Source organism: Pelagivirga sediminicola, from assembly GCF_003072125.1.
GTDB classification, from domain to species: domain Bacteria; phylum Pseudomonadota; class Alphaproteobacteria; order Rhodobacterales; family Rhodobacteraceae; genus Roseovarius; species Roseovarius sediminicola.
On the sequence record NZ_QCYH01000008.1, the window covers coordinates 1 to 21450 of the forward strand.

Annotated in this window: 15 protein-coding genes; 10 read left to right on the forward strand and 5 right to left on the reverse strand. The window is 61.4% G+C overall.

Annotation, left to right across the window (positions count from 1 at the left end):
- From tnpC to DC366_RS13390, 4 genes are all read left to right on the forward strand, one after another.
- On the forward strand, nucleotides 1-624 hold a 624-nt coding region (gene tnpC / locus DC366_RS13380; protein ID WP_108692738.1), incomplete at its 5' end, for an IS66 family transposase.
- A 79-nt stretch (nucleotides 625-703) separates the two neighbouring features.
- Complete coding sequence (locus DC366_RS19920) at nucleotides 704-859, forward strand: hypothetical protein (RefSeq protein WP_165802913.1); 156 nt, start codon at nucleotides 704-706, stop codon at nucleotides 857-859.
- Nucleotides 846-4889 carry an NACHT domain-containing antiphage protein HyoA gene (gene hyoA, locus DC366_RS13385; protein WP_207768719.1) on the forward strand — a complete coding sequence of 1348 codons (4044 nt, stop codon included), beginning with the start codon at nucleotides 846-848 and terminating at the stop codon, nucleotides 4887-4889. The genes DC366_RS19920 and hyoA overlap by 14 nt, the downstream gene beginning before the upstream one ends.
- 349 nt (nucleotides 4890-5238) lie before the next feature.
- Nucleotides 5239-8145: a UvrD-helicase domain-containing protein gene (locus DC366_RS13390; protein ID WP_243405135.1), complete on the forward strand. Its 2907-nt coding sequence runs from the start codon at nucleotides 5239-5241 to the stop codon at nucleotides 8143-8145.
- A 163-nt stretch (nucleotides 8146-8308) separates the two neighbouring features.
- Here the strand turns inward: DC366_RS13390 and DC366_RS13395 are convergent, their stop codons facing one another.
- Nucleotides 8309-10411 carry a DUF262 and DUF1524 domain-containing protein gene (locus tag DC366_RS13395; RefSeq protein WP_108692739.1) on the reverse strand — a complete coding sequence of 701 codons (2103 nt, stop codon included), beginning with the start codon at nucleotides 10409-10411 and terminating at the stop codon, nucleotides 8309-8311.
- Nucleotides 10412-11019: 608 nt separating this feature from the next.
- On the opposite strand from DC366_RS13395, the gene DC366_RS13400 reads away from it, so the two are divergent.
- From DC366_RS13400 to DC366_RS20075, 3 genes are all read left to right on the forward strand, one after another.
- Nucleotides 11020-11409 carry a hypothetical protein gene (locus DC366_RS13400; protein WP_133176209.1) on the forward strand — a complete coding sequence of 130 codons (390 nt, stop codon included), beginning with the start codon at nucleotides 11020-11022 and terminating at the stop codon, nucleotides 11407-11409.
- A gap of 245 nt (nucleotides 11410-11654) precedes the next feature.
- Nucleotides 11655-12008 carry a hypothetical protein gene (locus tag DC366_RS13405; RefSeq protein ID WP_108692741.1) on the forward strand — a complete coding sequence of 118 codons (354 nt, stop codon included), beginning with the start codon at nucleotides 11655-11657 and terminating at the stop codon, nucleotides 12006-12008.
- Complete coding sequence (locus DC366_RS20075; RefSeq protein WP_207768720.1) at nucleotides 11998-12387, forward strand: hypothetical protein; 390 nt, start codon at nucleotides 11998-12000, stop codon at nucleotides 12385-12387. The genes DC366_RS13405 and DC366_RS20075 overlap by 11 nt, the downstream gene beginning before the upstream one ends.
- Before the next feature lie 431 nt (nucleotides 12388-12818).
- Here the strand turns inward: DC366_RS20075 and DC366_RS13415 are convergent, their stop codons facing one another.
- The gene (locus tag DC366_RS13415; RefSeq protein WP_108692743.1) at nucleotides 12819-15083 is read right to left on the reverse strand and encodes an adenosylcobalamin-dependent ribonucleoside-diphosphate reductase; all 2265 of its coding nucleotides are present in this window, start codon (nucleotides 15081-15083) and stop codon (nucleotides 12819-12821) included.
- A gap of 270 nt (nucleotides 15084-15353) precedes the next feature.
- Between DC366_RS13415 and DC366_RS13425 the strand changes: the two genes are divergently transcribed.
- The 3 genes from DC366_RS13425 (at nucleotide 15354) to DC366_RS13435 (ending at nucleotide 17915) form a co-directional block, all read left to right on the forward strand.
- Nucleotides 15354-15788 (forward strand): DUF1489 family protein, encoded by a 435-nt coding sequence (locus tag DC366_RS13425; RefSeq protein WP_108692745.1) that lies wholly within the window; start codon nucleotides 15354-15356, stop codon nucleotides 15786-15788.
- Nucleotides 15789-16094: 306 nt separating this feature from the next.
- Nucleotides 16095-16802, forward strand: a complete 708-nt coding sequence (locus DC366_RS13430; protein WP_108692746.1) for an outer membrane protein — start codon at nucleotides 16095-16097, stop codon at nucleotides 16800-16802.
- 513 nt (nucleotides 16803-17315) lie between these two features.
- Nucleotides 17316-17915, forward strand: a complete 600-nt coding sequence (locus DC366_RS13435) for an outer membrane protein (protein ID WP_108692747.1) — start codon at nucleotides 17316-17318, stop codon at nucleotides 17913-17915.
- 170 nt (nucleotides 17916-18085) lie between these two features.
- Here DC366_RS13435 and hisG read toward each other — a convergent pair whose 3' ends face one another.
- From hisG to hisS, 3 genes are read right to left on the reverse strand one after another with little or no spacing between them, the layout of a single operon-like run.
- Nucleotides 18086-18781, reverse strand: a complete 696-nt coding sequence (gene hisG, locus DC366_RS13440) for an ATP phosphoribosyltransferase (RefSeq protein ID WP_108692748.1) — start codon at nucleotides 18779-18781, stop codon at nucleotides 18086-18088.
- Entirely contained in the window at nucleotides 18778-19896 is a 1119-nt protein-coding gene (locus DC366_RS13445; protein WP_108692749.1) for an ATP phosphoribosyltransferase regulatory subunit, read from the reverse strand. Before DC366_RS13445 ends, hisG begins: the two co-directional genes overlap by 4 nt.
- A complete protein-coding gene (hisS, locus tag DC366_RS13450; RefSeq protein WP_108692750.1) occupies nucleotides 19896-21380 on the reverse strand; it encodes a histidine--tRNA ligase in 1485 nt (494 codons plus the stop codon). Before hisS ends, DC366_RS13445 begins: the two co-directional genes overlap by 1 nt.
- Between the last annotated feature and the right edge of the window lie 70 nt (nucleotides 21381-21450).

A 21450-nucleotide genomic window follows, 5' to 3' on the forward strand; every position in this document is an offset into this window, starting at 1 on the left:
GGCGCCTATACTCACCTTGCCACACCAAAACGCACGGGCGGCGATCCATTGCGTCTGGCGTTCTGCTGGGCGCATGGGCGGCGAAAACTGATCAAGGCCAAACCCAAGAAGGGTTCGCCTATTGTCGACAAGGCGCTGTTGCGCATCGCCACGCTCTACAAGATTGAAGACCAAATCCGTGGCTCGGATCCTGATCAGCGCCGGGCCGTCCGGCAGGAGCTGTCTCGTCCATTGGTCGACGAGTTCTTCGCCTGGCTGCAGGCGCAGGCCGGGCGGGTCTCGCGCAAGTCCGATCTCGGCAAGGCCATGGCCTACATGCTGAAGCGTCAGGACGGCTTCCGCCTGTTCCTGGACGATGGTCACGTCGATATCGACTCCAACCTCGTCGAGAACGCCATCCGCAGCCCTGCCATGAATCGTCGCAATGCGCTCTTCGCCGGTCACGACGAGGGCGGCCGGAACTGGGCACGCTTCGCCAGCCTGATTAGCTCCTGCAAGATGAACGGCGTCGAACCCTATGCCTATCTGCGCGACCTGTTCACGAAATTGGCCAACGGCCACCTTGACCGCGACATCGACATCCTGATGCCGTGGGCCTACGTGCGGCAGCCCAACGGCGCATAGGGACCTCGTCTCGTAGTCCCTGAGGAGCTACCCACAGACCTCAGCTTCACGCGATCGACCAAACGCAACTGAAAAATCAATGGGCCGCGACCGCCGCTTACGCTTTTTCAGCGTTCGCTGCCATATCTCCGAGATCAATGTTGATATCGTGCAAAAATGGAACCAGACGGTCGCCGATGTGGGTTTTTGCGAGCCGCGCAGCGAAGGAGAGCGGGCTTTCAGTGGTCGGGGATGATGAGGCCTTTGAGGCTTGGCTGTGGTCGTCTGATGACGCGTGGTTCTACCTCGATTCCATCGACGAGGCCCGCCTTGACGACCCGCGCACATTCGCAAAAGCGATCCGCCAATTCGCCCGCAAAATAAAAGCTGCGCAGCACAGAGCAAACATCGTGATTTCCAGTCGTCCGTACGCTTGGCGGAGCTACACCGATTACGCGATGGTACAGAAGTATCTGCCATATGCGAGGCAGAAAACGAAGGTTGTGGAGACGGTCGACGCCAACGAGCTCACTGAGGAGGTCCTCGAGCACGTTGAGGAGTCATCGGAAGCCGACGGCGGATTGCGCGTCTACGTTTTGAATGACCTTACCGAAACTGACATCCGCACCTTCGCCGAAGCGCGCGGTGTCGCCGATGCGGATCTGCTGGTCGAGGACATCCAGCGACGAAACCTTATCGCAGTTGCGGCACGACCCTTCGATCTCGAGAGCATCATCGAAAAATGGAAGCAGGATGGCGAACTCGGCAGCCGCTTCGATTTTCTACGCTTCGGGATCGATAGACGGCTTTCGGAAATCAATCCCGACCGGGACAGGCAACAGCCGCTAAATCGCGAGAGAGCTCGCGCAGGTGCGAGACATCTGGCTGCGGCGGTCATTCTATCGAGTAAATCCGGGATACGAGTACCGGACGAACAACCTCTCCAAGACGGCATCGACGCCGCTTCGGTGCTCGGTGTCTGGCAGCCCAGTGACGTCCACGCACTCCTCGAGAGAGGAGTTTTCGATGATGTTATCTACGGTAAGGTTCGCTTTCGTCACCGCGAGGTGCGGGAATTTCTGGCAGCGGAATGGCTGGCTGACTTATTGCGGACGGGAAATTCTCGGCGAGCAATCGAAAGCCTGATCTTCCGCGAAAAATACGGCCACACTTTCATCGCGCCCCGCCTGCGCCCAGTGCTGCCGTGGCTGATCCTCCTCGACGAGAACATCCGCCGCAGGGCGGTTGCCCTCAGTCCCGAAATCATCGCAGAAGGCGGAGATCCCTCCCGACTTCCGCAGGAGGAGAGGCGTCAACTCCTTTATCAAATCGTTGCCAGGATTGCCGAAGACGTCGGCCCTCGTTCGGCAAGCGACAATGACGCCATCGCGCGGATCGCCGATCCCGACCTGTCCGATGATGTCGTGCGGTTGACGGAAGAGTATCGTGAGAACGATTCTGCTCTGTTTTTCCTTGGCAGACTGGTCTGGCAAGGAAAAATGACAGCTTGCCTCGGGCCGATGGCGGATATCGCCGTTGAGGGCGGTAGAGGTCGCTACTCACGAATTGCGGCGGTGAGAGCCGTTGCGACGGCCGGAACGAGGGAAGACCTCGAAGCTGTCTGGGACAGGATTGTCGCGGACGAGAATCCTGTGGACCGGCATCTCGCCGCCGAGATCGTACGCAACGCATCGTCTGATCGCGCCTCCATTGATCGAGTCCCTGCGCTGATCGAGCGGCTAACACCGTACGAGCGCTTCCACACGTCTGGGCTGTCCGATGCCTTTCATCGATTTCTGGACGGCTTCGACGTCCAGCAGGCCGACGGCCAGCAGGAATTGGCAACGTTGATCGAGGCTTTCAATGAGACCCTTTCTCGGGAACCTTACCTCGATGGCGGGCGCGAACGTATATCGCGAGAACAGAGTTGGCTTCTCAGCGCGGCGGCGCATGGCGTCGAGCGACTTGTCGGCGTGCGATCTTCGCACGCGCTCTTGGAGAGCACTGTAGCTGTCTTGCAAAAGGTTGCCTCAGCCCGCTTCTGGCATGATATCGATCTTAGTGATCATGCGAAGCGCCTTCAGGAGGCGGTGCCAGACTGGCCCGATCTGAACGATACCGTTTTCTGGTCTGCGATTTCTGCCGAACGGTCACGACGTGAGGAGACCGGCGGGGCTCGCCTGACCGATCCGGTCTGGGCATTACATCATGAGTATTGCCGTTACAGAGATGCCGACTTCGATCGCGTGCTTTCGTTTATCCCGAACCGCGAGCATGACGACGACAAGCTCGTTGCGGTCACGCTTGCCTACCGCTTGATCAAGGACTTTGAACTCTCTGACGAGGACTTAGGTCGGCTGGGAAGCCTTGCCGAAAGCAACCCGTCCTTGGCAGAACACCTTGAAAGCCTTGTGAACTGGAGGCCCACGAAAGAGCAGCGAGCCATGCACGAGCGTTTTGCCAAGGCTCGGCGAAAACGTGAGAGAAAAAGTGCTGTAGCCGCAGAACGCCGACGTCGTTGGATCGAGGACCTCAAAGCCAACCCGAACCTCATTCGACGCCCGGAAGACGTCGCCCCCGGCGAAATGACTTACAATCAGTTATATCTGATGGAAGCTGCCCAGAATGGCGAAAGCAATCGGTGGCGAGGTGACAATTGGTGCAGCCTCATCGAGACATTCGGTGAAAACGTTGCCGTCGCATACCGCGATGCCGGCATCGACCACTGGCGCCACTACACCCCTGCGCTCGCCTCCGATGGGCAAGATACAACCGGCGTTCCAAGCAACCTTATCTTCGGTCTTGCGGGCCTCGAAATGGAAGCCGAGCAGGCTGCGGAGTTCCCGACGCACCTGAGTGACGATGAGTTACGTCTCGCCATGCGCTATGTGCCATGGGAACTGAACGGCTTCCCGACCTGGCTGGAGAAATCCTATCGTGATCGCCCTGAGGTCGTTTCCGACGCGATGCTCCGTGAACTTGCTTGGGACCTCGAACGTGAGGAGGCGCCGCGCTCCTACGTGCTCCATGACATCGTCTACTACGCGCCTTGGCTGCACGCGGATATCGCGGAGTGGGTCATTGACTGGCTGGAGGTGAACAATGCACGCGACGCAGATGTGCTCCGCAAGGCGATCTTCATTGCCAACAGCACAGCTGATAGCACTCGGCTTTCTGCTCTCGCGCGCGCAAAGTTGGAGGTGCAGTCTTCAGTCGCCGAGCACGCGAAATGGTTCGCGCTTTGGGTCGACATCGACGCTGACGAGGCAATCGCGCATCTGGAAGGGTGGCTCGGCTCACTGCCCGCCGCAGAGGCATCAACGGCCGCTCAGCATTTCATCACCGAGTTGCTTGGAAGTCGCCGCAGCGAAAACCTCGGGACGGGATTCGAAAGTCATCGGACACCGGCTCACCTCAAGCGCCTGTATGTGCTCATGCACCAACACATCACGGCAGAGACGGACATCAATCGGGCTGGACGCGGCGTTTACTCGCCCGGCCTGCGCGACGACGCTCAGGATGCGCGCGACGGCCTATTCAAAGCGCTCTGCGATATCCCCGGAAAGGAGACATACCTCGTCCTGAGGGAGTTAGCCGAGGACCATCCGAACGAGTCCTCTCGCGCCTGGATGCTCCGTTTGGCGTCCGAACGTGCCGAGAAGGACGGCGACATCGAGGATTGGTCGGACGATCAGTTGCGCGAATTCGACGCCGATCAGCTGATGACGCCAGCAACGAACGCCCAGCTCTTCTTGATTGCCGTCCAGCGGCTGATCGATATCCAGTCGTGGTTGGAGGACGGCGACGACAGTCCAAACCGGACATGGCAGCGTGTGGAGGCCGAAACGGAGATGAGAAATCTCCTCACCGGTCGCTTAAATGATCTGGCGAATGGTCGATACAGCTGCGCGCAGGAAAACGAGATGCCGAACGCGCAGCGACCCGACATCTGGGTCCAGAGGCCGGGCCTCACATCAGTCCCAATCGAACTGAAGCTCCTCGACAATGGTTGGACGGGACCGGACCTATGCGAGCGGCTCCGGAACCAACTCGCGGGCGACTACCTCCGAGATGAAGGTGGCGGCCGAGGTGTCATGTTGCTTGTATGGCAAGGGCGCGCACCTGATCGCAGGTGGCAAATTGAAGGTCGCTTGGTCGGCCTCGACGGTCTCGAAGAAACCTTGCAAGACTACTGGCACTCGATCGCCCATGACTGGCCAGCCGTTGAAGAGGTCAAAATCGTTGTCATTGATCTCGTGCGTCGGGGGCATCGATCGAATACCTGAACTTGGCATTGACCTGAATTACTACACCATTCTGTGGGAATGACAGATTTCTTAGTCGCTTGAGCCTATCTATTCGCATATGCAGGGAAGTCCCGCATTCCCTCCTCAGTATCGGTCAATCAGATCCGACGAGTTGGGCGTGGCAGAAGGTCCGCTTCCACGTCGAGGCCAGGGTGCGTTCGCACCTGCGGCGAACTTCCGGTTTCCACCCGCCGTTCGCCCGATTTGAGAGCATTGCCGGGCATAAGTGGGCACAGTGTTCGCCCATCCGCGTCTGCGATGCGTCCCAAAAGGTTCCCCGCTGTCCGATATCTGCTACACCTTGGGAAAGACTGGCAATTTGGTGCTCATGAACCTCGCCTCAAAATCCTTCCTGGGGTTCCTGATTGACCCTCTCGGCCGACATCCAAGGTCCCTAACCCTGCAAGAAAAGGGTATTGCGGCAAACGGGGCTGGTTTGCCCTGGATAGGGCTTGAAGCTATTGCGACGCGCCCATCGGTCAGCAAGGGCCTTCTCTCGTCGTCGCTTTCGCTCGATCTTGGCGGCGGCCGTAACCTGACCTTGCCAGCGGTGGATACCTCTGCGGCAAAGGAATTCGCGGATGCGGCCGCCAGAGCTTGGTCAGATTTCAATCGGGCGGAGCTGGAGAAGGAGGACGCCGCGGTCCGGCACATCCTGCACGCACTCGATGCGCTCAAGGTGCCGGATGCTTATCCCGCAGCATGCCACGTAGCGCCGCTGGTGCGCGATGCCGCCGATCTGAACAGCCGTGTGCTGTCCAAGCTGAACGCCGAGGCCGTCGGCGACCAGGTGATGTCCCGAATTGCCCCGATCATGGCGCTCGCATCCGATCCGCATGTCGTCCGTGACGCCTCCATTGCAGAGTTCGTCGAAGCTCAGCTCCTCCGATGGCAGGATTTCTTCGACACGGTCGAGTCCATGCCGCTGACGCCGGAGCAGCGCCTGTCGGTCGTCGTCGACGAAGACGCGACGCTGGTTCTGGCCGGCGCGGGCTCCGGCAAGACAAGCGTTATCACCGCCAAGGCCGCCTACCTCGTCAAGGCGGGGATAAGAGAGCCGAGCGAGCTCCTGCTGCTGGCCTTTGCGAAGGATGCCGCAACCGAGATGTCCGTTCGGATCGAGGCGCGGTGCGGGGTCCTCGTGGCAGCGCGCACATTCCACGCGTTGGCCTACGAGATCATCGGTGAAGTGGAGGGGGAGAAGCCCCCTTTGGCACCGACCGCAACAGACGACAAGGCGTTCCTGACGCTCATGAAGGAGATCCTGCGACACGTCGTAGCGACCGCCAGCGAGATCGCGCAGACCGTGATCGGCTGGTTCGCCGGTTTCTTTGACGACTTCCCGACAGAATGGGACTTCAAGACGAAGCACGAATGGTATGCGCAGATCGAGAGCCGCAACCTGCGGACGCTGCAAGGCGAAACGGTGAACAGCTTCGAAGAGCTTCTGATCGCCAACTGGCTCTTCCGGAACGGCATCGCCTACGAATACGAGCCGAGCTACGAGCACAAGCTCCAGAAAACGGGTCGCCGCATCTACACGCCCGATTTCCGGCTGACAGAGAGCGGCGTCTACATCGAGCATTTCGGCGTGCGCAGGAAACGCGGCCGGGACGGCGTGGAGGAACTGACCACGGCGCCTTACGTCGATCGCGATGAATACCTCGAAAGCATGGACTGGAAGCGGCAGGTCCATGCCGAGCACGAGACGGTTCTGGTCGAGACCTACAGCTGGGAGCGTGAAGAGGGCCGGCTGCTCGACGCGCTTGCCAAAAAGCTCGAGCCCCACGTCACGCTGCGGCCGATCCCGGACATCGCGATCTACGACCGTGTGGCCGAGGTCGGGGTGGTCGACAGCTTCACCTCGCTGATGGGCACCTTCCTGCGTCACTTCAAGAACGGCGGCTATCGGGTCGACGACTGCTCCGACAAAGCGCAGACGCTCAAGATGGGCAAGCGGGCCGAGGCCTTCCTAAAGATCTTCGGGGCCGTGTTCCGAGAGTATCAGTCCCGCCTGGGCGATCGGATCGACTTCGAAGACATGGTGAACCGCGCCACCGCCCTCGTCGAGAGCGGGCGCTACCAGAGCCCGTTTCGACATATCCTCGTCGACGAATTCCAGGACATCTCGACCGGACGGGCGAAGCTGATCCAGGCACTCAAACGCCAGCATTCCGATGCCAGGGTGTTTGCCGTCGGCGATGACTGGCAGTCGATCTACCGCTTTGCCGGGTCGGACATCCACATCATGCGCAACTTCGGCGCGGAATTTGGCGGCATTTATGCAGGAGCCACTGGAGTCCATCGGACCGTCGATCTCGGTCGGACCTTCCGATCGGTGGACAAGATCGCTCTGGCTGCCCGTCGCTTTGTTCTCCGCAACCCCGCTCAAATCACTAAGACGGTGATACCGGCAGGCGAGACGGACGAACCTTCGATCAGGATCGCTTGGACGCGCCGCGACACCGGGGAGACGGCCTTGAACGACGCCGTGGCTACTCTTGCCGCTACTGAAGGCAAGGGTGGCGGGAAGCCGTCGATCCTGATCCTCGGGCGATATCGTTTCCTGAGGCCCGATGTCGGGTGGCTTCAGCGTCAGAACCCCGGGGCGATGATCACCTTCAAGACCATCCATGCATCGAAGGGCCTCGAGGCCGATCACGTGATCATCCTTGGTGCCGACAACGCCAAGATGGGCTTCCCCTCGATGATCGTCGACGACCCTCTGCTTAGCCTTGTATCGCCTGAGGCCGAGCCATACCCAAATGCCGAAGAGCGGCGTGTCATGTATGTGGCTGTGACCCGCGCACGGCGGACCGTGACCATTCTTGCCTCTGAGGCGCGCCCTTCTGTCTTCGTCGAAGAGCTGATGAGAGAGCCCGAGTTCGGTGTAGTCGTGCCATTGGAGGCTCAGAAGCACACCCACACCTGTCCGGGTTGCGGCGGGCGTCTGCTTCACATGGCTGGAAAGGACGGTCGCGACTGGTATCGCTGCGAGCACGTGAAGCTGTGCGGCAGTCGCATGCCGGCTTGTCCCGCCTGCGGTGTCGGCCTCCCGATCCGTTCCCGGACCAGTGGAGAACTGGTTTGCACTGATTGCGGGGAGACCCAGCAGACTTGCCCCAGTTGCGAAGCAGGATGGCTTGTCGAACGGCGCGGCCGCTATGGAGCATTTCTCGGCTGTGTCCGCTTCCCTGACTGTGATGGCAAGGCCAAGCTACAGAAAAGCGCATGACTGGCTGAAAAGAGCATTAGCCAGCCGTCATTGGCACGGCCTTCGACGAAGGCCCGCGGTCAGCGCCTTCTGGATGCTCATGGTCGCCGCAGCGAAAGCCCGCTTTTCGTCCTTCGTATCGACCAGGCTGCGCGCCGAACTGACGCCGATCGCGCCCGCTCTCTCAGGCTGCTTCTGCCTGATCCATCTGTCGCTCCAGCGCTTGCCGTGCCAAGCCCGCGACGTAAGAAATATCCTCGATCTTAGTCAGCCGCACTTCAGAGTTACCATTGCCCCATCGACCGACGCCGGTCACGTCTTCTACCATTCCCCGGGGATCGCTGATATCTTGCGGCTCGATGTTGAGTGAGATTCGCAAGCCTTTCGCCTGAGGGACGACATCCGCGAAATTTGTTTCGGCCTTGAAGGCAACATAGAGCTTTAGAAACTCGCGGGTCACGCAGGGGTCGAGGGCAAGGATCCTTTGCTCGAATGCGTCAAACAGTTCTCTGGTATGACCTCCAGCCAAGTGATGGTGATCCTGGATCGTGTATCCAGTTGTCGGCGCATCCTTCACAACGTTCAGCGAGGCGATTTCTACATCCGTCAGGGTCGGCGCGGCCCAGACTTTGGTCGCTTCCTTCGCCAGCTTTGCTGCGCGCGCCTGGATGGCTTCCTCGTCCCAAGCCTCAGTCGCCCCAAGTCCTTTATTCACTCGGAGCGGGCTGTCTTTGAAGCCATTTTCCATGTCGCGCTTCTCGTGGAACGCACGATTGCTGTATTCAGGGTTGTATCCGGTAAGGGTCAAGTTTCCGAGTGTGTGCAACCAACGTTCCTGTACCTGTTCGGCTTCGGGACCGAGTTCATTTCGCCACTCTGCCGAAAGGTTTGGGTCTTGAGGCAGGATGTGTTCGATCGTGTAGTCGTCGACATGCACGCGCTCCTTGCGGCCATTATTTTCGAAACGCCGGAGCCAGTAGCTTCGCCGCGGGAAGTTATAAAGGTCTCGGGTCTTGAGCTCTTGGATGAACTCTTCATCTCGTGGGAAGCGCCGGTATGACTTCATGCCGTAGAAGTTGGTCCGGACGCTGCTCAGATAATCATCCTTGTCGATCGAACGGGCGAGGTTGGCGAAAGTTTTATTGAGCGAATTAGTGGGGATGGAGCAGATTGCGCGGCGGAAGACATAGGCTTCGACCATGCGCAGCACATCGTGAAACTCCACACTTGTCAGGCGTCCATTTTCGACGTCATCGAAGACCTCGAGAAGGAAGGGGTAGGCCACATCTACCTTGAGTTCGCGGATATCTTGGAACGCCTCGGCCAGGTCAGGCTCGGTCTGATGGCCAAGAGCGATGACACCGTAGAGGCGGGCGTAGTAGCGAACTTCTTTGACCAGGTCCTCGATAGTGCCGCCTTTGGATTGCACTTGGCGCGCATAGGCTTTGTAGGCCTCGTAGACGTCGCCCAAGCGGGGGATATTGCCTGTGCGGACCGTCAGGTAGTTGCGCATGAAGTTGTCAAAATGCGCTGTATATGCACCCTGACCGAAATCCTGCTCCATGGGGTGCCAGTAATGCTCATAGAGCCTTGTCTGATAGTCGGGCTCAAGTCCCATGAGCACGAAATTCCGGATGAGGTCCGCTTGGCTGAGCTCTCGCCCGGTCGAGTTCATGCTTTCGAAAATAAGCTGTGGGTTATCGTGTTCGCGGCTCAGGGCGATGTCCACCATGATCAGCTTGCCAAGGCCCTTGCAGATCGTCTCAACAACAGCGTCGCCTGCCGCAAGGCGGTTCTTGAACGCGTCATAGTTTTCGACGATGCGGTCGGACTTGGGCGTGGGATGGTCATGCTGACCGACGATCGCTTTCAGGGTATCGCGGTCGGTCCGGGTCAGCAGCAGCTTATAGAACTCATCGCCGCTGCGCCGGTGGTTAGTCAGGAGAGTTTCGCGGATCTCGTCTGCAGAGAAGCCTTCGACCGGTTCCTCATCACCGACACTGTCGGCGAGCGCAGCCAATAGCAATGTGATGGTGGTTAAGCGTTGCTGACCATCAATGACCAGGTTGGGGGCCCGCTTGGTATTATTGGATAGCCCATCCTCAATGTAGACAATGGAGCCGATGAAATGCACATCGATATTGTCATCCGACCCGGCTCTATAGATGTCCTCCCAGAGCTGGGTGCATTCCTTCTCCGTCCAAGAGTAGGTTCTTTGGTAAATCGGGATGACAAATCTCGGGGCGGCTCGGAGGAACTGGAGGAGGCCGGCTTCGGTCGCTTTCACTGGGTCACCTGAACTGAAAAAATAATCTTGGATTGAGCTCAGCCTAAAGCGCCAGCCGATTGAATGACAATCCGAATGTGACGTGCAGGGAGCAACACTTCTTAAAAAGACGGATAACTGCAGCAATGTATCTGCGAACCTGTTTTCGACCTGTCTCCGTGCTCCGCGATTGTGACCCAACAGTCCGGGACATATCTGTTAAGTTTCTCAGTGATGGCACAGACTTGCATCGGCTGTTTCCCGCAAATAGCTGCCATTGGTGAATGCCACAGCGAACGATCGCAGTCCGCTCATTCCGGCAGAACCTACCTCCTCTCGATTGACGCACGACGTCAAAAAGACGCTCTTCAAAGGCGCTATCAATATAATTTGGCAGAATCCCAAAAATATTCTTCGTCGAAGTAGCTTTTGACCAATGTCGTTGTTGATCGCTGAGATAGACCGCAGCCGCACCTGAAGAAAGGAACCACGAATATCCCCCGCCGACCGCCGATCTCGACGCCTTGGACATGAGGCGTGAGACCAAGCAGTCAGCGACATACGGACCTCCAATCCTTTTGACCCGGGACGAACCCCGGACCGCCACGACGAAATCAAGGAGGACCACAATGTTTCACACCAAAATTCAACCAGGCTCGGATTTCCGCGCCATGCCAACCGGAGAACTGGCACTGCGCGCATATCTGTCCGCGCATCATGAGGGGCTCGGCCAGGCCGCGGTCCTTCTCGCGGGGCGACGCGGCGCACGGCTGGTTAATGCCATCAGGGACGGCCTGGGCCAGCCTGGGCCGTTGACCACCCGTCTACGGCGCCGCCTCCTGGATCTGCGCGGCCTGCTGTTTCTCGAGCATAGCGACGACTGGGAGGAATTCGCGCCCGTCGCGATGCTGGAGCCCGATAATCCGATCGTTCCCGAACTCTGCCTCCTTGCGGATGGGCTCGACGACGCCCTGCGCAGCGCTGGCATCTTTCCCACTCCGGACTTTCGGGCAGCGTGATTGACTGGCCTGCGCCCGCCTCGCGCCAGGGCGCGGGCCTGCCGATCAAAAAAAATGCACCGGTCCGCAGATTTTTCCTTCGTGCCGGAGAAAAACGACCAATGTTCTCGTTACCAGCGCCACACAGCAGCCATTGAGACCAAGCAAGAGGAGACCTACGGAGACCGAACACTCCCCGCGATGCACGGACATGACGCCGATGAATCAGGCAAACCACCGTTCACGCATGCAAAAGGGAGACCACCATGCAAAACACCATCACCGTCATCGACACGAAGCAGGCCCGCTACGACGCGGTCGCCGACACGCAAAAGCACCTCCGCCAGCACGGAGCAAGCTTGTGCGATCTGCTCGACGCGCTCGATGATCCCGCAGGATTTGAGGCCTTCTGCGTGCTCCATTCGGGTCTTGCGGCACCGTTTCCGGACGCCGATACCGTCAACGTCGCGCTGCGCGATATCCGGCGCATTATTGCCGCACAATCGGCGTCGTCGCTCGAGCGGATTTCGCGCGAGCGCAACATCTACGCTGCGGAAGCCGCGCAGTGGCATGGTGCGCGGCTGAGCGATCTGATCGCGCGGTTTCGCCATGTCGGATAAGCTCCTGTCGCCCTGCGCATGGGAAGCACAGGGCCTGGATGAAGATCCGCATTCTGCACAACTGGCGCAGGACATCTGCGATGTGACAGCCTGGCTTTGCGTGAAATATCACGTCCCATCGGTCCGGCTATGGCTGTACCGACATCGATGGCAGCGAGGTCAACAGATTACAGGTGTTCATGCGCTTGCTTCCCATGAAAAACATCTTCGCATCCTTTCCGGTGCCGAGGCGGCATTCCCCGCGATTGGCTATGAGCTCCGTGATACCGGCGGGGAAATCTTCGCCCATCCCCTTTGCGAGCGCGAACATTCACGACACCAAGTATTGCGGGGCTTCGCCCGCGTAGAGGCTGCCTTGCGACGGTCTCGCCTCTCATAAATTCATCAGAAACCAATGAAAGGGCGGCGCGAGCCGCCCTTTTTCGTGTTCGCTCATCACTCACCGACGACCCTCAACACATTCACCGGGCGTGACCGCATCAGTTTACGTGCTTGTCGATCTTGTGTTGAACATGGTTGTCAATCTTGTCTTGGCCATGAACCCAGCGACAGCACGATAAACCTGCGACGTGCCCTGGCGCTGCCTCGTCATTCCATCAGAAAAATTCCATAGAAATGTTTTAGTCTGGCGTGTCCGGGACCCATATCCCGTGGGACAGAGTCGAACCTTCGTTCGCACTCAATCGGCTGAAATATCCGCGAAATCGGGCGTTTCCGCCCGATTGACCCTTTTTGCTTGCAAAATAGACATTTCAGCCCGGCCAGTGGCTAATAATTGATAGTCAGAACAACACCGCCTCGTCCCCCCAATCACCCGCACTTCGAATGACCGCAGCTTGCGCAGGTCATGCACCCCTCGATCATGCGCATTGCGAAATCGCCGCAGCTGCTGCACGCGGCTCCCCTGCCGGCTCCGAGGTTGACGACTTCGGCGGTCGGGTCGGCCTTCAGACCCAGCCCCTCACCGGCCAGAAAGCCAATCTTGACCATGTGCTGCTCCAGAATGCCGCCGATCGCGGCGAGGATGGAGGGGACGTATTTGCCGCCCATCCAGGCGCCGCCGCGCGGGTCGAAGACCGCCTTCAGCTCCTCGACCACGAATGAGACGTCGCCGCCGCGCCGGAACACCGCGCTGATCATGCGGGTCAGGGCCACCGTCCAGGCGAAATGCTCCATGTTCTTGGAGTTGATGAAAACCTCGAAGGGCCGACGCCGCCCGCCCAGAAAGACATCGTTCACGGTGATGTAGATCGCGTGGCTGCTGTCAGGCCATTTCAGCTTGTAGGTCATGCCCTCCAGCTCGGCCGGGCGGTCCAGCGGGTCGGACATGTAGATCACATCGCCGTCGCTGCTGACCTCCTGGGGCGCGACATCGGCGGTCTCGCTCACGCTGAGAACCGAGCCGGTCACCTCATTGGGCCGGTAGGTGGTGCAGCCCTTGCAGCCGCTGTTCCACGCCTGCATGTAGACATCCTTGAACGCGTCAAAGCTGATGTCCTCGGGGCAGTTGATCGTCTTGGAAATGCTGCTGTCGACCCATTTCTGCGCCGCGGCCTGCATGCGCACATGATCGGCCGGCGCCAGCGTCTGCGCGTTGACGAAGTAATCGGGCAGCTCCGCATCGCCGAACTTGTCCCGCCACATCTGCACGGCGTAGTCGACAACCTCCTCTTCGGTGCGGCTGCCGTCCTTTTGCAGGACCTTGCGGGTATAGCTGTAGGCAAAGACCGGCTCGATCCCGCTGCTGACATTGCCGGCGTAAAGGCTGATCGTGCCGGTCGGCGCGATCGACGTCAGCAGGGCATTGCGGATGCCATGCTTGCCCACGGCGCGGCGCACATCGTCGTCCATGCCCTGCATCGTGCCGCTGCGCAGATAGGCTTCGGCATCGAACAACGGGAAGGCGCCCTTCTCGCGGGCCAGATCGACCGAGGCCAGATAGGCCGCTCGCGCAATCGCCTTGAGCCAGCTTTCGGTCTGCATCGCCGCCTCTTCAGAGCCATAGCGCTGCCCCACCATCAGCAGCGCATCGGCCAGGCCCGTCACGCCCAGCCCGATCCGGCGCTTGGCCTGCGCCTCGGCCTCCTGCGCGGGCAGCGGGAACTGGCTGGCATCGACGACATTGTCCATCATCCGCACCGCAACGGCGACCAGATCGGCCAGCGCCGGCTCGTCCAGCGCGGCGCCCTCGCAGAAGGGGTCGCTCACCAGCCGCGCAAGGTTGATGCTGCCCAGAAGGCAGGCGCCATAGGGCGGCAGGGGCTGCTCGCCGCACGGGTTGGTGGCCGCGATCGTCTCGCAATAGGCCAGGTTGTTGGCCTGGTTGATCCGGTCGATGAAGATGACGCCCGGCTCGGCGTAATCATAGGTGGCCTGCATGATGCGGTTCCACAGATCGCGCGCCTGCAGCGTGCGGTACACCTTGCCGCCGAACTCCAGATCCCAAGGGCCGTCCGCCTCGACCGCGGCCATGAAGGGGTCCGTCACCAGCACGCTCAGGTTGAAATTGCGCAGGCGCGCCGGGTCACTCTTGGCGGCGATGAAATCCTCGATATCGGGATGATCGCAGCGCATCGTCGCCATCATAGCGCCGCGACGTGATCCGGCGCTCATGATCGTGCGGCACATCGCGTCCCATACATCCATGAAGCTCAGCGGCCCGCTGGCATCGGCGCCCACGCCCTTGACCACGGCGCCGCGCGGCCGGATCGTCGAGAAATCATAGCCGATCCCCCCGCCCTGCTGCATCGTCAGCGCCGCCTCGCGCAGCGCGTCAAAGATACCGCCCATGTCGTCGGGCACGGTGCCCATGACAAAGCAGTTGAACAGCGTCACCTTGCGGCCCGTCCCGGCGCCTGCGGCGATACGGCCCGCGGGCAGGAATTTGAAATCCTCCAGCGCGCGATAGAACCGCTCTTCCCACTGCTCCGGTTCGGCCTCGACCGACGAAAGCGCGCGCGCGACGCGGCGCCAACTGTCTTCGACCGACTCGTCGCCCGCCTCGCCCTCCGCCGGGCTGAACCGGTACTTCATGTTCCAGATCTGTTCGGAAATGGGGGCGGCAAAACGGCTCATGGGTGAGGCTCCGACATAGGCTGGCAAAGGGATGGGATTGCAGAGCCGTCAGCATAGGCGCGCGCCGGGCCGCGGTCAACGGCGCAGGTCGGCCAAACCCGCCTCCGATGGCCCTTGCCGCGACCCTGCTTTTTCTTGGTGAAAATACCCATTGCGCCCCATCGGCAGGCGCCACCGCCGCCGCGGCGCGGCATGCTGCCACGGGGCCTGTGCGCAGAAAACCCTGCCCGCGCCATTGAACTTGCCCGCCCGCCGCATAAACTGGGCGCCATGAAACCCGCAGCCCTCAATCTTGTGAAACTCAGCGTTGGCACCGCGAATGTCGAAGACCTGATCGCCTGGCAGGCGACCGGGCGGGCGCGGGGGGCGGATGGATTGCCGCGTCACGTCACCCGCATGTGGCCCAGACGCGCGGCCGAGCTTTTGGAGGGCGGGTCCATCTACTGGGTGATTCAGGGCGTGCTGCAGTGTCGACAAGGCATCCTTCGCCTTGATGAGCTGATCGGCCAGGATGGCATCCGGCGCTGCGCCATCGTGCTGGATCCGCAAATCATCCGCACCGCGACGGCGCAGAAGCGGCCCTTTCAGGGCTGGCGCTACCTGCCCGGCAGCAAAGCGCCGGCCGATCTGGCCGCCGCGCGGGCGGGCGAGGACGCGCTGCCCGCGAATCTCAGTGCCGCACTGGCCGATATCGGCGTGCTATAAAAGCAACAGATCTGCCTGCCTGGCAAAGCGCCGCCACCGCCGAATCAGGCCGCCACACGGACGTTCGGCGCCCGTCCGCCATAGGCTAAGCTATTGAAAAAGATAAACTTAAAAGATATTCTCGACCCCGGATCGATGATTCTTCACGTTTACGGCGGTTAACCGCCTATCAAAATCACATTTTCTTGAAACCGGACGTTTGACGGGGCAGTTGCATCCCGTAGGCCAAACCTAAATACGAAGCCTATGAGGCGCAGGGCCAAATCACTGGACCCACGCCCGAGCAGAGACGAAAGGACATACACCATGAAATACTTGCTCTCCGCCACCGCAGCGTCCGCACTGCTGGCAGGCACCGCGTTCGCAGGCAACATCGAGTCCGCGCCGATGGAACCTGTGATTGCACCGGCCCCCGCGCCGGTCTTCACCTCCCCCAACTGGACCGGCTTCTACGCTGGTGGCCAGTTGGGCTATGCTGACATCAGCGGCAGCGGCACTGGCTTCGCCGGCGACCGCGATGGTGACGGCGTTGACGACAACGTCGACGCGGATGGCTTTCCAATCCCGTTCGGCTTCAGCGCCAATGGCGACGGCATGATCGGTGGTCTGACCGTTGGTTACGATTACGACATGGGCGACTGGGTTGTCGGTGCCGCAGCAGACTATGACTGGACTGATATCAGCGTTGGTGGCCTTGCGCTCGACGACGACGATATCGCCATCGGTTATGGCACCACGATCGAAAGCATCTGGCGCGCCAAGCTGCGGGCTGGTTACAAGCTGGGTAACGGCCTGCTGTATGCAACCGCTGGTTATGCACAGGCTGACACCAAGGACTGGGGCAACACGGACGGTTACTTCGTCGGTGCAGGTTACGAGCACATGGTCACGCAGAACATCTCGCTTGGTGGCGAGATCCTGTACCATGAGTTCGACAACTTCAGCGGCGTGAACGTTCCTGACTATGACATCGAAGCAACCACCGCTCAGGTGCGTGCAACGTTCCGCTTCTAATCGGACCGTCGGGCCGCACAGGCCCGACACTTGACAAGATGAGCGCGCGGCCCGATCGGGTCGCGCGTTTTTCGTTGCGGCAAGCAATAGTTTCAGCAGCATGCGCCGGTTCAGCGCCGAACCGGGACGGCTTGGCGCGACAAGATCGGCGACGCCCGCGGACCGGCTGCAGCGAAGCCCGGCAGCGCCCAATTGAACCGTGATATAACCGCAACAGCTCGACTTCTGCGATTCCCGCAGATCCATGCGTCACGGCGAGACTCCGCCGACTCTGACCACCTCCGAAAATGGCTTCAAGCATCTGATTTCAAAAAATAAAACACGGATGAAGCCGCCATGTCCGCCTTCCCCTTCCAAATCAGGCGACTTGCCGCCGAACCTAGTCACATTTTCTTGAAACCAATCCAGGACGGGGCCGTTGCAATCCATGAGACAAACATTGATCTCTCAAGGCATGAGGCGACGGGCCAGATTTCTGATGCCACGCCCAGTCAGTTTACGAAAGGACAGAACATGAAATATTTGCTCTCCGCCACCGCAGCTTCCGCGCTGATGGCAGGCACCGCATTCGCAGGCAACATCGAGCCCGCACCGGTGGAACCCGTGATCGCACCGGCCCCCGCGCCGGTCTTCACGTCGCCCAACTGGACCGGCTTCTACGCCGGTGGTCAGCTGGGGTATGCCAACGTCGACTCCGACTTCCCCGGCGACCGGGATGGCGACGGCTTCATCGGTGGTCTGGTTCTGGGTTACGACTATGACCTCGGCAACAACTGGGTGATCGGCGGCGGTTTTGACTATGACTGGGCCGACATTGATTACGGCGATGGCGGCGTCAACGAGTCGACCATGGAAAGCATGTGGCGCGCCAAGGTGCGCGGCGGCTACAAGATCGGCAATGGCCTGCTCTATGCAACCACCGGTTATGTCAACGCGGACACCAACAACCGCGGCGACAACGACGGCTACTTCCTCGGTGGCGGTTATGAGCACATGGTTTCCGACCAGTTCTCGGTCGGCGGCGAAGTGCTGCACCATCTGTTCGACGACTTCACCGGTAGCTCGGACATCGACGTGACCACCGCCCAGGTGCGCGCGACATTCCGCTTCTGATCGGACAGCCCGGCCGTCACGGCCCGGCTTGAACAGAACGCGCGGCCCTCACGGGTCGCGCGTTTTTCGTTTTCGGCCCAGTGGACGCACGCAGCGAACCGGTTCCGGCGCGATTACAGACCTATGGCGCGCGAACATTGCCCCCATTGCCCCCACGGCATCGCGCAGCGTCAGTCAACGCCCAGCTTCGCCATCAACGCGGTCAGCGTGGCGCGGTCCGCGTCGCTCAGATCCGCGCGGCGCGCGCAGAACAGCGTGGCCTGACTGCGCAGGATCAGCCCGTCATCGAGAATCTTCAGGTGGTTCGCGCGCAACGTATCGCCGGACGAGGTGATATCGGCAATCGCCTCGGCCGTCTCGTTCTTGACGGTGCCCTCGGTCGCGCCCTGGCTGTCGACCAGGCTGTAATCGGCGACGCCATGCTCGCGCAGGAACTCGCGCACCAGCCGGTGATATTTCGTCGCGATGCGCAGCCGGTGACCGTGCCGCGCCCGAAACGCCGCCGCCGCCGCGTCGAGATCATCCAGCGTGCTGACATCCACCCAGGCCTGCGGCACCGCCAGAACCAGATCGGCATGGCCGAACCCCAGCTCGGCCAGCACATCGACGCGCGCTTCCCAGCCCACCAGCGTCTCGCGCACCAGATCGGTACCGGTTACGCCCAGGTCGATCCGCCCGGCGTCCAGCTCGCGCGGGATTTCCCCGGCCGAGAGCAGCACCAGCTCCACATCGCCCGCGCCGCGCACGATGCCGGCATATTCGCGCTCGGAGGCCGAGCGATCCAACGTCACGCCGCGCGCGCCGAACCATTGAAACGTCTTCTCCATCAGCCGCCCCTTGGACGGCACGCCCAGCCGGATGCTCATCGCGCCCCTCCCAGAAAAGCCACCAGTCCGGGCCGGATCACGCCGCCCACGGCGGGAATGGCGCGCCCCTGCCCCAACTGCCGGGTCAGCGCGTCATAGCGCCCGCCCGTGGCCACCGCCGGCAGTTCAGGATGCGCATCGCACGTGAAGCCAAAGACAAAGCCGTCGTAATATTCCATCTGGCTGCGGCCATAGGATGCCTCGAACGCCAGATCATCCACGGCAATCCCGCGCGCGGCAAGCGCGTCCAGACGCGCAGCGAACCCCGCGACGGCGCCATTGATGCTGGGCATGTCCACCGCGATGTCGCGCAATCGCTCCAGCGCGTTGGGACAGGTCTCGCGCACGTTCAGAATCGCGTCGATCAGGTCCACATCGGCGCCAGTCACCGGCGGCGCGGCCGCATCCTCGCGCAGCGCCTCGATACGCGCCGCAATCTCGGCCTCGCTGCGCAGGCCGATGATCGGCCCGGCATCCGCCATCGGATCGGTGGACTCCAGCAGCGCGGCGCGGCTGGCGGGCACCGGGCTGCGCCCCGCAAAACGGTCCATGAGCGCGCGGAAGCGGCGCGGGCGCCACACATGACGGCGCAGCGCCGCCTTGCGCGCAGGCGTTGTCGGTAATCCGTCGACAGCCGCCATGAGGATACCGATATCGCCCGTGGCCGCACGCAGGTTCAACGGCGCAAGGATATCATGCAGGCGGGCAAAAACCTCGGCATCCGCATCGGCGGGGGCCGTGCGATCAAAGACCTCATAGCCGACCTGCATGTATTCGCTGGCGCGCTCGGGATGCGCCTCCTGCCTGCGGAACACCTCGCCGGAATAGGTATAGCGCGCGGGCTCGGCCCCGTCCGCCATATGCATCTGAACGACCGGCACGGTGAAATCCGGGCGCAACATCTGCTCGCCCTTCATCGGGTCGGAGGCGACATAGGCGCGCGCGCGGATATCCTCGCCATAAAGGTCCAGCAAGGTGGCGGCAGGCTGCAGGATGGCGGTTTCGACAACCTGCGCGCCCGCCTGCTCGAAAATGCCGCGCAGGCGCTGCGCCTCGGCGCGGATCGCGGCCCGGCTGACATCCGACGGGCGGCGCGGCTGGTTCGGATCCTGCATCAGCTGTGCGCGTCCAGAATTTCGCGCACTTTGGCGATCATGTCGGCGCGCGGCACCTCGAACTGGCTGGGCCGTTCCTTCCATTCCTCCAGCGTCGCACTGGCCGCGATCTGCGCGCCCAGCACCAGATCCTTGATCTGCACCACGCCTGCCGCCTGCTCGTCCGCGCCCTCGATGATCGCAACGGGGCTGCCACGCTTGTCGGCGTATTTGAGCTGATTGCCGAAGTTTTTCGGGTTGCCCAGATACACCTCGGCCCGGATGCCCGCCTGCCGCAGCTCGGCCACCATGGCCTGATAATCGGCCATGCGCGCGCGGTCCATGACCGTCACGACAACCGGCCCCGGTGCGGCAACCTGCGCCTGTCCCTTGGCCCGCAGCGCGGCCAGAAGGCGGTCAACCCCGATGCTGATGCCCGTGGCCGGAACGCTCTGCCCGGTGAACCGCTTGACCAGATCATCGTAACGCCCGCCGCCCGCAACGCTGCCGAACTGGCGCTTGGCGCCTTTTTCGTCAAGGATGTCGAAGGTCAGTTCCGCCTCGAACACGGGCCCCGTGTAATAACCGAGGCCGCGCACCACGCTGGGGTCAATGTCGATCCGCTCCGTCCCATAGCCCTGCGCCGCCACCAGCGCCGCGATTTCTTCCAACTCATCCACACCCTCAGCGCCAATCGCCGACCCGCCGACAGCGGCGCGCAGATTGGCCAGCGTTTCGGCCACGCCTGCCCCCTTCGAGGTCAGGAACGCGATCACCGGCTCGGCCTGCGCATCGCTCAGCCCCACGCCGTCGATATAGGCGCCCGACGCATCCAGCCGCCCCTTGCCCAGAAGCTGGCGCACCCCGTCGCTGCCGACCTTGTCGAACTTGTCGATGGTGCGCAGAACCGCGTCGCGCTGGCCCTGATCGTCCAGCCCCATGACCTCCAGCACGCCGTTCAGAACCTTGCGGTTGTTCACCCGCACCACATAATCGCCGCGCGCAATCCCCACCGTCTCCAGACAATCGGCCAGCATCGCGCAAATCTCGGCATCGGCGGCCACCGACGGCGCGCCGACCGTATCCGCATCGCACTGATAAAACTGGCGAAACCGCCCCGGCCCCGGCTTTTCGTTGCGCCAGACCGGCCCCATCGCATAGCGCCGGTAGGGCGTCGGCAGATCGTCCTTGTGCTGGGCATAGACCCGCGCCAGCGGCGCCGTCAGGTCATAGCGCAGCGCCAGCCAGTCGCCGGGCTTGTCGCCCTCGTCTTCCTGCCATGCAAAGACGCCCGCGTTGGGACGGTCCACATCGGGCAGGAACTTGCCCAGCGCCTCGACCGTCTCGACGGCCGAGCTGTCGAGCGCGTCAAAGCCATAATGGTGATAGACCCGCGCGATCGCGTCCAGCATGGCGGCCCGCTCGACCACCTCGATACCAAAGTAATCGCGAAACCCCTTCGGCGTCTGCGCCTTGGGGCGCGGGGTCTTTTTCTGCTTGGCCATCGCATGACTTCCCGAAGCTGTGCTGTCTGCCGCGCGGTCTAGCCCAAGCGCCGGACGGCGGCAAGGGAAG

Coding starts and splice junctions, on each gene's coding strand:
- DC366_RS19920 (WP_165802913.1), top strand. CDS start 704: ATGGGCCGCGACCGCCGCTTACGCTTTTTCAGCGTTCGCTGCCATATC.
- hisS (WP_108692750.1), bottom strand. CDS start 21,380: ATGGCCAAGCAGAAAAAGACCCCGCGCCCCAAGGCGCAGACGCCGAAG.
- DC366_RS13415 (WP_108692743.1), bottom strand. CDS start 15,083: ATGAGCCGTTTTGCCGCCCCCATTTCCGAACAGATCTGGAACATGAAG.
- DC366_RS13400 (WP_133176209.1), top strand. CDS start 11,020: ATGTTTCACACCAAAATTCAACCAGGCTCGGATTTCCGCGCCATGCCA.
- DC366_RS13435 (WP_108692747.1), top strand. CDS start 17,316: ATGAAATATTTGCTCTCCGCCACCGCAGCTTCCGCGCTGATGGCAGGC.
- hisG (WP_108692748.1), bottom strand. CDS start 18,781: ATGAGCATCCGGCTGGGCGTGCCGTCCAAGGGGCGGCTGATGGAGAAG.
- DC366_RS13425 (WP_108692745.1), top strand. CDS start 15,354: ATGAAACCCGCAGCCCTCAATCTTGTGAAACTCAGCGTTGGCACCGCG.
- DC366_RS13430 (WP_108692746.1), top strand. CDS start 16,095: ATGAAATACTTGCTCTCCGCCACCGCAGCGTCCGCACTGCTGGCAGGC.
- DC366_RS13405 (WP_108692741.1), top strand. CDS start 11,655: ATGCAAAACACCATCACCGTCATCGACACGAAGCAGGCCCGCTACGAC.
- DC366_RS20075 (WP_207768720.1), top strand. CDS start 11,998: ATGTCGGATAAGCTCCTGTCGCCCTGCGCATGGGAAGCACAGGGCCTG.
- DC366_RS13445 (WP_108692749.1), bottom strand. CDS start 19,896: ATGCAGGATCCGAACCAGCCGCGCCGCCCGTCGGATGTCAGCCGGGCC.
- DC366_RS13390 (WP_243405135.1), top strand. CDS start 5,239: ATGAACCTCGCCTCAAAATCCTTCCTGGGGTTCCTGATTGACCCTCTC.